Origin of the sequence: Wolbachia endosymbiont (group A) of Yponomeuta plumbellus (genome assembly GCF_947251575.1) — a bacterium.
In the GTDB taxonomy this organism is placed as follows: Bacteria; Pseudomonadota; Alphaproteobacteria; order Rickettsiales; family Anaplasmataceae; genus Wolbachia; species Wolbachia pipientis.
Genome location: NZ_OX366353.1, coordinates 667,085 through 681,858, shown reverse-complemented (window position 1 = coordinate 681,858; position 14,774 = coordinate 667,085). Strand labels below are relative to the sequence as shown.

Genomic DNA, 14,774 nt, shown 5'->3' with positions numbered 1-14,774 from the left:
TGATTTGATAAAAGTAGTTTTTTATTTATAGTTAAGAATAAACCATCAAGGAGGTATTGTATGGGTGAATGTTGTAAAAATAACACTACTAAACAAGCTGAGCCTACCACTAAAAAACAAGCTAAATCTACTACTAAAAAATTAGTAAGTAACTTTAAGTCATCACTTTTTTGTGGAACAAAAGGATTTTTAACTTTTAATTTGGCCTTTTTAAGCTTTTTGGAATATAGCTTACATCATAATACAGAATTAAAAAAAGGTGCTGCTTTTGCAATGAAAAGAAACACTATTCCATTTCTTGAAATGGCTATCATAGTGCCATTTGTTTGTTTTGCACTGCCAGCTATGCTAGGCAGTATGAGCCTCATGCAATGCGCACTTTTATGTGCTTCCTTAATGATTGCCACATGTTTTATTGTCAGAACTTTTCATCTGCGTGAGAAGTTAATGGAAAAAATCACTAACCATAGTAGAAAAGAAATAGACGCGGAATTTAAGAAAGATACTATAAAATTTCCTATCTTTGATCAAAATAGAAAACACACCGAGTATAATTCGCCTAACTCAGGGCGACTACTGGATGAAACAAGTAGCACCTCTCTTTTCGTTAAAGTTTTACTTTTTCCCCTCAAGGTTCTTCTGAATGTCCTGCAAAGTTGTATAATGCTATCTTTAGCTGCTGTTGAACTTCTTGAAACGGTACCAAGTCTTTTTGTCGATACATTTTTCGATTGGAACTTCACATCTACCAAGAGTAACCTGAAGAGATCAGGCCACTTATTGTATGCCAGTGTAAGAAATTTAGTGCCTATAACTAAATTTGATGAGTGTGTAGCTAATTTTATAGGCACCCCAGAAGTAACTTGTTGTAGTAGTGCGTAGGTGAAAAAGGCAGTTATCTTATTTAATCTTGGCGGGCCTGATTCACTAAATGCGGTCCGTCCTTTTTTATTCAACCTTTTTTATGACAGGAGAATAATCAATCTACCGAATCCCTTTCGGTTTCTTTTAGCAAAGTTTATATCTGCGAAACGAGAAAATACTGCACGAAAAATATACGAGGAAATTGGAGGTAAATCGCCAATTCTAGAGAATACAAAAATGCAAGCTAATGCTTCAGAACTAAAATTAAACGAAAATAGAAACCATGTACACAAGGTATTCATCTGCATGCGCTATTGGCGTCCATTTGCTGACGAAGTTATTGAAAGTGTAAAACAGTTTGATCCTGACGAAGTAATTCTGCTGCCACTGTATCCACAATATTCAACTACCACAACTCTGTCATCCATCGAGAATTGGCAAAAAAATGCTAAACGGTATGGCCTAAAATGCAATACAAAAATGATTCACCGTTATTATGATAACCAAGATTTTATTGAAGCTCACACTAATCTGATAGCTAAGTACTATAAATTGGCTAGAAAAATCGGTAAACCAAGAGTCCTATTTTCAGCCCATAGCTTACCTCTTAGTATCATTAAAAAGGGCGACCCTTACGCTTCACAGGTAGAAAGAAGCGTAGAGTTAATAGTAGAAAAGTTAGCTATCAATAACTTAGATTGGTCAATATGTTATCAGAGTAAGATTGGTCCTGTAAAATGGCTAGAGCCAAGCACTGAAAGTGAGCTATTACGCGCAAAAGCTGATGGTGTACCTGTAGTTCTATCACCTATATCTTTTGTTTCTGAGCATTCAGAAACTCTAGTTGAACTTGATATAGAATATAAAGCAATTATCAAGGATGGATATTACTTTCGTGTGCCAACTCTCAGTACCGATCCCTTGTTTATAAAATGCTTAGCCGATTTGTGCATAAATCTCCCTTAAAGTCCTGATTCATAGGGCTTTTCTTTTAGGATTTTATGTGATAGAATAACAGGAAGTTATTAACTATTTCATGCCAAACAAGCTAAAAAAGAAATCTAACATACTCGCACAAAGGGTGCATGATATTTATGATCATGATTTCAGGAAGGTAATCTGCATCACAACAGGTTTAACAGCCCTATTGTGTAAGATTTCACTGCAATTTTGCTGCGAGTTCATTGACAATAATAGATCCAATATCTTTCTTATACGGAATGTTGCTCGACTAGTAAAGTTTCCGACATCTATTCTATACATTGCCCATTCTGCATTTACTCTACAGGATCTAATTAAGGATTACAGAAACCCTGAGAGTAAAAAAGAGCTGGCAAAAATTGTGGGTAAATCGGCTAATCTTGCAAGCAGCACCATAGAAGCGCTAATGATGTTGAAAATCATCCATTTTTGCACTGGAAGCAATACAGACATAATAAGTTATATTAACTTAACCTCAACGATCCTATTTTTGTTCATTTCAGAACCTATAAGCTATTATTATACATGCAAGGAATATCTGGATAATAAGGATCCTGAAAAGTCTGCTGAGTGTAAGAAGGACCTTATTATTAGCACATTAACTTTGTCGTTAGGTTTATTAAACTTCATATTAAGAAGGATAGAGACTCCAACTATACCAATAAACTTAGGTAATGGTATAATCTATAATTTCAACTTAAGCGTAACAGTCAGCATAATATATAGTGCAGTATTTCTTGCAGTTCAGCTTGACAAATTGTTTCAACAACCTGTCAATGATGATCCTTCCACTGAACTTGATGATGTTCATAATATAAACGGTCATTCTAATGACAGCACTGTAGAGGTATAAGAATTAGGGATGAAAAGATTTTATTTCTACTGCCAACGCTAGTACTGCTAATTTGCTAACAATACTCCAAAGTGATAGAATTTTACCTTCTACAACCTGGCTAACATCATGAAACTCACAGTCAGTGGCATTCAAGCTAGAATATACATCTTTTCTGCTATTACATCGGTATAAGTAACATGTTGGAGTATCTCCTATATAGTATATTAGCGGTTCTGCAGAACTGCTTTTAAACATGTCAATGGTTGGTACACCTTCTTGTATAATAACGCTATTGATTGCTATTCCTTCTTTTATCTTTTTCATTTTATGACGCTTTTTTTTATTGAGGTTTAATATTTCCTCTCCACTTGTTGCTGTTATAATGCCCATCCCATATGTGCCATTGCTTGCTTTGATAAAAACGTAAGGTTGTGTTTTTATTTCATATTCCTCATATTTTTTTTGCACTAGAGATAATATTTGGTCAACTTTAGTTGCTACTGCTCCTAGTGACAAATCATCATCAAAATCAACTCCATCACAGCTCTCTGTAAGCACAGAAATTAGCCATGGGTCTATTTTAAATTCGCCACAAAACTCAGATGCTAATTCTTGATAGATTTCAAAATACTTAAATTTCTGCCTGCTATGCCAACCGTATAGTGGGCTTGGTACTATATCTTGCTTTACGTCTTTCAGCGTGTCTGGAATGTGGCTCGTCATATCACGGTTCAGTATAATAACATCAGGCACAAATCCTGAAGTTGTCTTTAGCAGAGAGTTTTCTTTCACAACAGTTTCATACTGTTCTATTAAATTGTATACTTCATTATATAAAAGGCCAATTCTAGTCTCAAAACCTGCGAGTTGTAGTATTTTCTCTATAACAAATACGTTTTCTATATACATTTTATTGCGTGTATAATTTTCCGGTATTATAAGAACCTTTTTGTATTGATGTCTTTTAAAATAGCTTTTTATCAATCTTGCTGCCATCGTTCTTGATTCTTCACTTAAGTTATTGAACCCCGCAGGAAATAAATTAGCGTCTACTGGAACGATTTTATAGCCAGAGTTTCTAAGATCTATAGAGCTATAAAATGGCGATGTAAGGCCATTAAATTTTGCTTCGAACCAATTATTTATACTTTTTTCCAAATCTGGGTGAATTATGTTTTGCATCTGCACTTTAAATGTTATAAGGAAGGTATTATATTATAAGCTATAGTTGAACATATTTAGTAAATTTGACTAAAGATTAAAGTATAATGAGATTCTTATTTAAAGTGATAGAAAAATGATTCAACACGATAACAATAAAATGTATGGCACTACTATATTATCAATTAGAAAAGATAAAAGTGTAGTAGTAATAGGTGACGGACAAGTTTCACTGGGCCACACTGTTATAAAATCTGGAGCAAAAAAAGTTAGGCGTCTTTCTGGTGATTCCGTAATTGCTGGATTTGCCGGGGCAACAGCCGACGCATTTACTCTTTTTGAAAGATTAGAATCTAAACTTGACAAGCACCCAGGGCAATTAATGAGAGCATGTGTTGAACTTGCAAAAGACTGGAGAATGGATAAATATCTGAGGAAATTAGAAGCTATGATGATCGTTGCAGATAAATCTATTTCATTAGTAATTACGGGAACAGGTGATGTTCTTGAACCTGAAGATGGAGTCGCAGCTATTGGCTCTGGGGGAAATTTTGCTCTATCTGCAGCAAGAGCTTTAATTGACATTAAAGGAATATCAATAGAGGAAATTGCGAAAAAGGCTATGAAGATAGCTGGCGATATATGTGTTTATACAAATCATAATGTAGTTATTGAAAAGATAGAGGAGTGATATGTCTTCCAAGCAAAAAACTTTATGCACCAATTTTTCCAATCAGCCCATAACCCTTTCAGAAGGGCGGTCTTGTAGTAGTGACACCTACGATGAAAAAGATAACCTCTATAAAGATACTAAGAGTGGTTTTGATTCAAATGACAGCGATGTTCAAGTTAATGACAGCACTCAAGTTTTGTTAGATGACCTGCCACCACAGAAGATAGTTAAAGAATTGGACAGATTCATAATCGGACAGGATGATGCAAAGCGTGCTGTTGCTATTGCGCTCAGAAATCGTTGGCGTCGCAATCAGGTTCCATTTCCATTGCGTGATGAAATCATACCTAAGAATATATTGATGATCGGTCATACAGGGGTTGGTAAAACTGAAATAGCTCGTCGCTTAGCAAAACTTGCCGGTGCACCGTTCATAAAAATTGAGGCAACGAAGTTTACTGAAATAGGGTACGTTGGACGTGACGTTGATTCGATAATACGCGATTTAGTTGATGCAGCAATAGTTTTAGTTAAAGAGAAAGCCCGTAAAGCCTTAGCTAAAAAGGCTTTAATTTTAGCTGAGAAAACAATAGTAAACTCTATGGTAGGCGAAAATGCAACCGAAGAGAGTAAAAAAATTTTTAGAGAAAGGTTGAGGAATAAAGAGTTTGAGGACGGAGAAGTTTCTATTAACGTCAGAGAGAGCAAGAGTATGTTACCTACTTTCGATATACCAGGCATGCCAGGTGGGCAAGTTGGTGTGATGAATGTAACAGAAATAATGGGCAAGATGTTTAACGGGAGCAAAAAAACAAAAACTATTACGGTGAAGGTAAAAGAAGCGCGTGAAATATTAATTAATGAAGAAAGTGAAAGGCTAATGGATGAAGATAAGATAATCAAAGAAGCCATTGATCTTGTTAGTAATGACGGTATAGTATTTTTGGATGAAATAGACAAAATTGCAGCGCGTACAGAAGTAAAAGGTGAAGTAAACAGAGAAGGAGTGCAACGCGATCTGTTACCATTACTTGAAGGAACAACTGTTACAACTAAGTATGGCCATGTAAAAACAGACTATATATTATTTATTGCATCTGGTGCTTTTCATCAGTCTAAACCATCTGACCTCTTACCGGAATTGCAGGGCAGATTACCGATCAGGGTAGAACTTAAGGCACTTACTCAAGAGGATTTAATAAGAATATTAAAGGAACCAGAATCTAGTTTGTTAAAGCAGTACATAGCTTTAATGAAAACAGAAAATGTGACACTTGAGTTCACTGATGATGGTATAAAAACCATAGCTGAAATAGCGTTTACAGTTAATAGGCAAGTGGAAAATATAGGCGCAAGAAGGCTTCACACTGTCATGGAGAAGCTTTTAGATGAAATAAGTTTCATTGCTTCTGAGAAAAATAGCGAAAAATTCATTATAGACAGCAAGTATGTAAAAGATAAACTTGAGTCAATTTCGAAGCAGCTTGATTTATCTAAGTTTATACTTTAGGAAAAACGAAAAGCCTACTTTAAGTAGTATAGAGAGTGTTCAGAAGATTAGCCAGTAGACCTAAAATTTCAGCTATATTCTTTAGGCTGTTTTTCAACAGTAGAATGGTGTGCTGCGACCTCTTGCTTAACATCTAAGCTTAAGTCAATTATTGAGATATTTTTTTCATCATAATCTATGTCTTTTATTAACATATCGTCAGTAATAGTCAAAAGGTCAGGCGGAGAAAGAATAGTTCTTTTATTACCAGCTCTCATTCCCACAACTCCAAGCTCTATAGCAAGTGGTATTTTTTTATCGCCAACCCTAAATTGCACTGTTTGATCTTTGACTATATATTCCCCATTATGCTCCTTTACGCTATATTTAACCGATATCTCATCACCGCACCTTACTTGTTTTCCAGTCTTGTTAATTAAGTCATTAAAAACCATCAGATTATTTACTGAGTCGGGATATTTATCCTTTACTTCGATCAGTTTGACGTAATAAGAATTAAAATTCATTTTGTTCTCATTGGCAATAGTAACTACACGCTCTCCGCCTTCTTTCATACCTATTGCCCCTAAACTCACTTCTTTTAGGTCATCTTGACCTATTTTCAAAGTAACATCAGAAACTTTGCTAGGGAGTGTTGCTGAGTTATTATTAGAAATTTTATATATTTGCAATAGGACTTCCAGGCCACAAAAAGCCTTGCTGCCACTGCCTTCAGTAATTTCATAAAAATTTATCGAATCCTCTTCTTTTTGCTGCGTCATTTCTTCTAAATATTCTGTTAGCCCATGCTTTTCAATATAGCGGTCAAGTGCTGATTCAAGTATTGGCTTCACTAGGTAATATGCTATCGTCTGTATCAAACCACCATGCGTGGCATTTATCTCATAAAGCTTGTCCTTTTTTTCCGGTTTACCTTTGTTTATATAGACAATAGTAAACACAAAAGCAGAAGTTAAAGTGAGAATCATTACTACGGAAATAAGCATTTGTAATATAATTTTTCTAACCATCTTTCTTTACTTGATTCAATAAATCATATAAATAATTAGTATCCCCTGAAAGCGCACTCAAATTATCCAAGCCTTGTTTAAAGAGGCCGTCTATATAGTCCTCTACTTCACTTTTACCAAGCACAGACATTAGGTTATTTGTTTTATCTTGTTCGTAGTCTTCAATATCATCCTTAGCTTGAAAGATAAGCCCTAGGTTTATCCCGTAGTTATATAACGCTCTCCGTTGTTCATCTGTAGCACCCCCTATTATAGCACCTATTTCACATGAAGCTGCAAATAGTTTTGCGGTTTTCATCAAATGAATTTCTTTTATTTTGTTAAAATCTGTGTCAATATCTAAAGCCTGTCCTCCCACCATTCCCCTAATTCCTATTGCTTGAGAGAGCACTTTTATGATCTCGCAGCGTTTCTCATTTAACGAAGATAATACCCCAAAAGCCAGAGTAAGTAGTGCATCTCCGGCAAGCACTGCTGTTGCTTCATCAAATTTTTTATGGCAGCTTAGCTGGCTTCTGCGAGTATCACTGTTGTCCATGCACGGTAAATCATCGTGAATTAGAGAGTAAGCATGAACAAATTCAATTGCTGCAGCAACTGATATTACTTTTTTAGCTTCCGCGTTAAACACTTGCGATGAAGCTATGACTAAAAAGGAGCGTATATGTTTTGCAGGAGCAAGGAGTATATAACGCATAGCTGATATAAGCTTATTCTCGCTATTTTCGGGTAAGAGTTTGTTTACTTCTACAATAAGCAAATTTTTTGTTGTTTCGTCTAGCATTTTTGAATTGTTAATTGTTTAGCACGTAACGCTAGCCAGCTAGGGCAGTAGAAAACTTTGCTGTAGTTTACCAGTTATAAAAGATATTGCAAACATAAAAATTTTTTATAACATCAAAGAATAGGTTATTTTTTTGGTAAGAAATGTGAATAGCGAACTAGCAAAGAGCACTAGAGAAGACATAGAAGAAAAAGTGAAAAAGATTATACTAGAGCACATTAGTAAGGATGTAGAGAAATTCAACAGCTCTTCAAAGCTTTCGGAGCATGGTACGGACAGTTTAGATGCAGTTGAAATCATCATGGCGGCAGAAGAAGAGTTCGGGATAGAAATTCCAGATGAAGACGCACAAAAAATGGAAACTATGGAGCAAATAGTTGAGTACATTAATAATAAAAAAGGCTAATAGTTAGTGTTAAATGAGCAGAAGAGTAGTAGTCACTGGTGTTGGTTTAATCACTCCACTAGCAGCAGATGTTGACAACACTTGGTTAAGGCTAATAAAAGGTGAATCCGGCATAAAAGCAATCAATACGGATAGATTTGACTCTTCTGATCTTGCTTGCAAAATTGCAGGGCAGGTGCCGTTGCAATCAGACAACATTGAGCACCATTTCAATCCACTAGATTATATTTCTGAGAAAGACTCAAAAAGGACAGATCGTTTTATCCATTACGGTATTGCAGCAGCTATTCAGGCAGTAGATGATTCATTAATTTTGGAAAGCCAAAATATCAATCGGGAACGTGTTGGTGTGACTATTGGCTCTGGTATAGGTGGTCTTCCGTCAATTCAGGAAAATGTTATTACCATGCAGGAAAAAGGGCCCAGACGTGTCAGTCCATTTTTTGTCCCTGCAAGTCTAATAAATTTGATATCTGGCCATATTTCTATTAAATACGAATTTACAGGTCCAAACGATTCAGCAGTAACCGCATGTGCAACAGGTGCGCATGCAATCATAAACTCAGCAAGAACTATAAAACTTGGTGAAGCGGATGTGATGATTGCAGGTGGAGCAGAAAGTGCACTGTGTAGAGTTGGAATTGCAGGTTTTGCATCTATGAAAGCGTTATCAACTAAATTCAATGATAAACCCAAAGAAGCTTCCAGACCATGGGATGCAGAACGCGATGGTTTTGTTATGGGTGAAGGAGCAGGTATATTGGTGTTGGAAGAATACGAACATGCAAAAAAAAGGGGAGCAAAAATATATGCTGAACTGAATGGATATGGACTCACAGGAGACGCACACCACATCACTGCACCGCATCCAGAAGGAAGAGGCGCATTTAAAGCAATGCAACTTGCTCTTCATAGTGCACAAATTAATCCCAATCAAGTAGGGTATATCAATGCACATGGAACTTCAACACCACTTGGAGATAAAATCGAAGTGATAGCAATGAAAAAGTTGTTCGGCGATTACGCTTATAAAATACCCGTTTCTTCAACTAAATCCTCTACAGGGCACTTGCTTGGTGCTGCAGGAAGCGTTGAGGCAATATTCAGTATTCTTGCATTAAATAATGGGATTATTCCACCAACCTTAAATTTACACAAGCCTTCAGAAGGATGTGATTTAAATTTTGTACCGTTTAAAGCTCAGGAGCATAAAATTCAATATGCACTTTCTAATTCGTTTGGTTTTGGTGGCACTAATGCATCGCTCATATTTGGACAAGTTTAGTTGATGTCACCCCAGTGTCTTCCTCTTGTCATTCCAGTACCCTCCTCTTGTCATGCAAGCAGCTCTCCTACTGTCATCCCAGCACGTGACACTGGGATGACAAACGGTTGTGAAATGGAATACATATAAAAATTAAACTATCAATAGCAATTCAAAAAGAAAAAATATTCTATTCATCCCTGAAGAAGTATTTTATTGACGATTTATGAATAAAGATCAATAATGCAGAAAAGGAATTGATGGGCGTATGCATGAATTTAACCACTATTAATTGTACATTATTTGTTGTAATTACATATTTTTTGACGTGCATTATAGCTTGGTGCTTACCTTTCAAAGACATAACATTATTAACAACATTTGTTCCGGCTTCAGTTGCAATTTTGCTAACCATTTATAATAAACAGAAGGTAAGGGATCTTTTTAAACTTAGTTCGCCAAAAAAACTGTCTATTAGGGTTTATACTTATTCTGGTAAGTATGCTAATTTCCAATGGTCTTTTGTCAATTTACTGCGGTTTTTCATTTTTCCGAGAGTCTTTTACGTTAGACCGTGTAAAGGATTTGAGTGCAGTTTTGAGTCCATTAGTGATGTTATTTGTTTTATTATCAACCTTTGTGATGTGGATCATTATGTCTCTTGGTGAAGAGATCGGTTGGCGTGGCTATCTTTTGAAAAATCTTAAAAGCAAAATATCAAATTTTTATATCAGAGCAATTATTGTCGGTATTATTTGGTCAGTATGGCACATACCAACTTATGTGGTTGCTGGCTCAGCTTTGTGGAAGGATGGCTTTACATTCCCGACTATTTGTGCTTATACCCTTTATATTTGTGCAATGTCTATAATGTTTACCTGGTTGTTTGAAAAAGACAACTCGATTTGGCCAGTAACTATTGCTCATGCAACAAATAATCTTGTGTATAGTGTTTTGAGCATTCTAATGCCGTCTCCTCCTCTGTCAACTTTCGATGCAGTAATTCGCCTTACATTAGGAGCAGCTGGTTATTTCATTGTTGCAATTGGTGTTATTTGGTTTGATAAAGCTCGAGAGCGTCATTTGAGTAATTCATAGTATAAAATTTCGGGGGCAATTCGCATCAGGTGTCATGCAGGTAGCATGACACTGGGATGATGAGGAAGAAAAAGCAAATTTTGCCTTTTACGGTCAATCTATTATACTTAGTAAGACTTCAATAAACTAATGAATTATACTTTATATCTAATTAAATGCACAAGATATTAATAAGAAATAACTACAAACCTTTGGTCGGAAAAATCAAGATTAATGGCTCAAAAAATGCTGTTTTACCAATAATGGCAGCAAGTCTATTAAGTAGCTCCCCGGTAATTTTGCATAATGTACCTGATTTAATTGATGTGCATCTAATGTCTAAGTTGCTTGAAAGTCTTGGAGCAGAAGTGAACTTTATGCACAATAAAAATTATAAAGCGAACCATACTTTGAAAATTGACTGCAGCAATATCAACAATCACGTGATGCCATATAAAACCGCAAGTAAGCTAAGAACTTCTTTTCTAATATTGGGTCCAATGCTTAGCAGATTTGGCAAAGCGAGAACAGCATTTCCTGGTGGATGCAACATTGGAAAGCGTCCCGTTGATATGCATATTAAAGCATTAGAAGAAATGGGAGCTAAAATTGAAATTGACGGCTATAATATAATTGCAACAGTGAAAGGAAAGCTACAAGGAAAAGAAATCACATTTGAGAAAATAAGTGTTGGCGGAACAGAAAATGTAATAATGGCAGCAACATTTGCAGAAGGAGTGACAACAATAAACAATGCTGCAACTGAGCCGGAAGTTCTTGATTTAATAGATTTTCTGAAGAAAATGGGTGCTGATATTGAAATTGATAATACAAAGGTCATAATAACAGGAGTTGAAGCACTAAATGGATGTGTTCATAAAATAATACCAGATCGCATAGAAGCAGGCACCTATGCACTAGCTGCTATAATAACCGGTGGTAAGTTGGAGTTGGAAGGAATAAATCTATCTGATATAAGGTGTATTACAAATGAGTTGGAGACTATAGGAGCTATGGTTGAACTGTATGATGGAGGCATTGTTATTTCCAGAAAAAATGGCTCTATTAAGTCTGCTAACGTTGCGACAGATCCATATCCCAATTTTCCCAGTGATATGCAACCACAACTGATGTCTGCAATGTGCATCGCTGATGGGATATCAGTAATTGAAGAGAACATTTTTGAAAACAGATTTACACATGCAGATGAATTGAGAAAGTTAGGTGCTAATATCAGCATCGAGAAAAGCAAAGCTACTATAAGTGGAATAAAAAGCTTATCTGGAGCTAATCTATATGCTACTGACTTAAGATCAACAGCAGCTTTGGTGCTTGCTTCTTTGGTAGCCGGTGGAGAAACTATAATAAACAATTCACATCATTTATGGAGAGGATATGAAGCAATGCATGAAAAACTCAATTCATGTGGAGCTGATATCTCCATTTCGTCTTGAGGATATTTTATGAATGAAGCAACCAAACGAACTATAGTAAAAGAAATAGATGCAATCTTATATGAAGAACATAAGGTATTAGACCATGGATTTATTCGAGTAGTGGATTATATGGGCTCTGATAGCGCTATAGTTCAAGCTGCTCGTGTTTCTTATGGCAAGGGAACAAAACAGATAAGTCAGGATGAAGCACTTATAAAGTATTTAATGAGACATCATCATACAACTCCATTTGAAATGTGTGAAATTAAGTTTCACGTGAAACTTCCAATTTTTGTTGCAAGGCAATGGATAAGGCATAGAACTGCAAATGTGAATGAATATTCAGCAAGGTATTCAATACTTGATAATGAATTTTATACACCTAAACCAGAACAAGTTGCAAAACAATCTGACAATAATAAACAAGGTAGCGGGGAAGCTTTTGATCCAGATACCTCAAAGGAAATAATAGATTCTCTAACAAATGACTCTAATTTAGTATATTCTCATTATGAAAAATTTATTGAGCAGGGGCTTGCAAGAGAAATTGCCAGAACTAACCTAATGCTTAATTACTACACGCAATTTTATTGGAAAATAGATCTGCATAATCTCCTTCATTTTTTGAAGCTTAGAGCTGATAAGCATGCCCAATATGAAATCAGAGTTTATGCAGAAGTTATGCTGGATATAATAAAAAAATGGGTTCCACTGGCCTACAATGCCTTTGTTGAATATTGCCTAGAATCAGCCTGTATTTCAAGAACTGGTCTAGAAATAATTCGCAAATTAATTAAAGGGGAAAACGTTACTAGAGAAGAAAGTAATATTGGTAAAAGAGAATGGGGCGAGCTGATGTCTATACTTGATAAACAATCTTAAAGATAAAGGCATACGTGTCAATCTCCTCTGTCAGTTAACTCTCGTTCACCAGATTGAATCTTGCTTTTTACATCACATTAACTCATCACTTTTATAGAACATCTCATTAAAATCATTTAGAGTTCCAAAATCCTGACCCTTGATAAACAGGTGATCATTAGCAACATGTGCTTCATCAAGAGTAAACAGCTCGTAATGATGATTGTGAGCGGGCCTAACAATTTCATTATATAAAACCATTACTTGTTCGTAGTTATATCCATCGCCAGCATGATATTTACCACGTACGGTATCATAAAAATTCTTTACATCATCATATGTCACTTGCAGCTCCACCTTATACTTTCCCACTTCAAGAGGACTTCCTGTCTTTATTTTTAAGGGATGTTGTGAATTTGCAACACTGTTAGAAGTTTCTGCTTCAATATCAGAATTTTTATCCATATTTTCTATCACACTTGCCATAACAGTTTCTTGTTCATCTTCTGTTGGTTTTGTTTGTTTTTCAGTCTTATTACTGCTACTGTCAGTTTCCACAGTTACTTTTTTTACTTCTATATCTTTTTGAGCTTTCTCATTACTTTGCTTGTGTATTTCATCTCCATGCAATTTTTCCTGCAGAGCTTTTTTCGTATCAGCATAATCATCACGATTGCTTTGCAAAGCTGGTTTATAACTGCTGCTATCATCCGCTTGCATTTGATCTATATAGTTAGATTCTTCTTCCTGTATAGTATTTTTTGCGTTATCCTCACCAACCGTTCCTTTCTCCCCAGACTTGGCTTCACTCTCTACCACAACTTCTTCGTCTACTTGCTCATCATCAATTGTAAATTCAGTACCTATCTGATTGCTATCTTCCTCCAATTCATTAGATAATTTTTCAGATAGCTGGTCACCACTCAAATATGGTTCCTTTGAATATTTAGCATAATTATGGGGATCGGTTCTGTTTTCTGAATAAAACCCACTTTCAAAGTCTGAGTAGGAGCTTTGATTGAGCACAAAAAATAAGTTTTCATAATTAACCAGCATATCACTATCAGGGCTAACAAAATTTAAATATTCATCGCCTTCCCATTCTGGGTGGTGTCTATACTCTGCTATGTAGTATTTACTAGAGTCGAGAGGTATCTTGTCACCTTCTTCCCCATCAAGTTGTAAAACTACTGCTGAATGTCCATTACCTAAATCATTACCTTTTACCACTTTGAATATTTTAATCTCATCCTTTTCTACAAGTTCTTTTAACTCCTCGTTCTTTTCATTTAACTCTTCCTCCCTTTGTCTTTCTGCTTCTCTTTCTCTTGCCAATCTTTCTGCTTCTTCATCAGCTTTCTTCTGCAGTTGTGAGAATACATTTTGTAATATATCTTGTGTGGTTAAGCTATTTGTGTTGCTTAAAAAATTATCTAACACATTTGATGCAATTGGTGACAATTCACCGTGATCATCAAATACTTTTTCCTTTGCTTTATTATAGTGATTTGGGTTATAGATTGCATACAGAGGATAAAAACCATAATCTGCAATTGACGCTCCGTCAGGTGATAGTTCCATTGAGAATCCATAGTAATTAAGTGGAAGATTGGAGGTTAAATATTTACCGTTATCATCCCTAACGTGTAGCTCACTTCTACCATTGTGCTCACTATATTTGTTGTAGTAGATATAAAAATTCTCATGGTTAAGATTGAAGTGATCATCTAGATTATCGAATTGAATTGTACTGCCAAGCTTCTCCCGCAAAAGATTTTTGCTTTCATCTGTAAGCTTTATATGTGCAGAAAAGTAGTATCGATCTATAGGTTCGCCTTTTTCTATTTCAAAGTTCAAAGTAATCTTGTCGTTGACCATTGGTAGCCTCCACAAATTCTATAAATCATTTTAT

The 14,774-nt window shown here is 35.6% G+C and carries 15 protein-coding genes and 1 pseudogene; 11 read left to right on the top strand and 5 right to left on the bottom strand.

The features are described from left to right. The first annotated feature begins 60 nt into the window (after positions 1-60). The 3 genes from OPR39_RS03470 (at position 61) to OPR39_RS03460 (ending at position 2,698) form a co-directional block, all read left to right on the top strand. Positions 61-882, top strand: a complete 822-nt coding sequence (locus tag OPR39_RS03470) for a hypothetical protein (protein ID WP_015589429.1) — start codon at positions 61-63, stop codon at positions 880-882. Beyond that, positions 883-1,830 (top strand): ferrochelatase, encoded by a 948-nt coding sequence (hemH, locus tag OPR39_RS03465; protein WP_010082099.1) that lies wholly within the window; start codon positions 883-885, stop codon positions 1,828-1,830. Between the two features lie 70 nt (positions 1,831-1,900). Beyond that, positions 1,901-2,698, top strand: a complete 798-nt coding sequence (locus tag OPR39_RS03460) for a hypothetical protein (protein WP_006280195.1) — start codon at positions 1,901-1,903, stop codon at positions 2,696-2,698. A 3-nt stretch (positions 2,699-2,701) separates the two neighbouring features. Here the strand turns inward: OPR39_RS03460 and gshA are convergent, their stop codons facing one another. Beyond that, positions 2,702-3,862: a glutamate--cysteine ligase gene (gene gshA, locus OPR39_RS03455; RefSeq protein WP_015589431.1), complete on the bottom strand. Its 1,161-nt coding sequence runs from the start codon at positions 3,860-3,862 to the stop codon at positions 2,702-2,704. Positions 3,863-3,977: 115 nt separating this feature from the next. Between gshA and hslV the strand changes: the two genes are divergently transcribed. Together hslV and hslU are read left to right on the top strand one after the other, a co-directional pair. Continuing rightward, positions 3,978-4,532, top strand: coding sequence for an ATP-dependent protease subunit HslV (gene hslV, locus OPR39_RS03450; protein WP_006280198.1), 555 nt, complete (start codon positions 3,978-3,980; stop codon positions 4,530-4,532). Position 4,533: 1 nt separating this feature from the next. After that, a complete protein-coding gene (gene hslU, locus OPR39_RS03445) occupies positions 4,534-6,024 on the top strand; it encodes an ATP-dependent protease ATPase subunit HslU (RefSeq protein ID WP_006280200.1) in 1,491 nt (496 codons plus the stop codon). 68 nt (positions 6,025-6,092) lie between these two features. Here hslU and OPR39_RS03440 read toward each other — a convergent pair whose 3' ends face one another. Then, positions 6,093-7,034, bottom strand: a complete 942-nt coding sequence (locus tag OPR39_RS03440; RefSeq protein WP_015589432.1) for an FKBP-type peptidyl-prolyl cis-trans isomerase — start codon at positions 7,032-7,034, stop codon at positions 6,093-6,095. Continuing rightward, the gene (locus tag OPR39_RS03435) at positions 7,027-7,818 is read right to left on the bottom strand and encodes a polyprenyl synthetase family protein (protein WP_265039096.1); all 792 of its coding nucleotides are present in this window, start codon (positions 7,816-7,818) and stop codon (positions 7,027-7,029) included. The genes OPR39_RS03440 and OPR39_RS03435 overlap by 8 nt, the downstream gene beginning before the upstream one ends. 145 nt (positions 7,819-7,963) lie before the next feature. Here OPR39_RS03435 and acpP point away from each other — a divergent pair, with 145 nt between their 5' ends. Genes acpP through OPR39_RS03420 form a run of 3 tightly spaced genes read left to right on the top strand, consistent with a single transcriptional unit; the run spans position 7,964 to position 9,638 of the window. Beyond that, on the top strand, positions 7,964-8,224 hold the full coding sequence (gene acpP, locus OPR39_RS03430) for an acyl carrier protein (RefSeq protein WP_006279836.1): 261 nt from the start codon (positions 7,964-7,966) through the stop codon (positions 8,222-8,224). A gap of 13 nt (positions 8,225-8,237) precedes the next feature. Beyond that, positions 8,238-9,509, top strand: a complete 1,272-nt coding sequence (fabF, locus tag OPR39_RS03425; RefSeq protein ID WP_015589434.1) for a beta-ketoacyl-ACP synthase II — start codon at positions 8,238-8,240, stop codon at positions 9,507-9,509. 3 nt (positions 9,510-9,512) lie between these two features. Continuing rightward, positions 9,513-9,638, top strand: coding sequence for a hypothetical protein (locus OPR39_RS03420; protein WP_255324783.1), 126 nt, complete (start codon positions 9,513-9,515; stop codon positions 9,636-9,638). A 40-nt stretch (positions 9,639-9,678) separates the two neighbouring features. Here OPR39_RS03420 and OPR39_RS03415 read toward each other — a convergent pair whose 3' ends face one another. Then, the gene (locus tag OPR39_RS03415; RefSeq protein ID WP_265039092.1) at positions 9,679-9,903 is read right to left on the bottom strand and encodes a hypothetical protein; all 225 of its coding nucleotides are present in this window, start codon (positions 9,901-9,903) and stop codon (positions 9,679-9,681) included. Between OPR39_RS03415 and OPR39_RS07460 the strand changes: the two are divergent. The 3 genes and pseudogenes from OPR39_RS07460 (at position 9,812) to thyX (ending at position 12,883) form a co-directional block, all read left to right on the top strand. Beyond that, a pseudogene (locus OPR39_RS07460) lies at positions 9,812-10,586 on the top strand (lysostaphin resistance A-like protein). The gene OPR39_RS03415 and the pseudogene OPR39_RS07460 sit on opposite strands and share 92 nt — an antisense overlap. A 155-nt stretch (positions 10,587-10,741) precedes the next feature. After that, positions 10,742-12,019: a UDP-N-acetylglucosamine 1-carboxyvinyltransferase gene (murA, locus tag OPR39_RS03405; protein ID WP_265039090.1), complete on the top strand. Its 1,278-nt coding sequence runs from the start codon at positions 10,742-10,744 to the stop codon at positions 12,017-12,019. A 9-nt stretch (positions 12,020-12,028) separates the two neighbouring features. Further along, positions 12,029-12,883: an FAD-dependent thymidylate synthase gene (gene thyX, locus OPR39_RS03400; RefSeq protein ID WP_015589436.1), complete on the top strand. Its 855-nt coding sequence runs from the start codon at positions 12,029-12,031 to the stop codon at positions 12,881-12,883. A gap of 72 nt (positions 12,884-12,955) precedes the next feature. Here thyX and OPR39_RS03395 read toward each other — a convergent pair whose 3' ends face one another. Continuing rightward, positions 12,956-14,740, bottom strand: coding sequence for a hypothetical protein (locus tag OPR39_RS03395; RefSeq protein ID WP_141456689.1), 1,785 nt, complete (start codon positions 14,738-14,740; stop codon positions 12,956-12,958). Positions 14,741-14,774 lie beyond the last annotated feature (34 nt).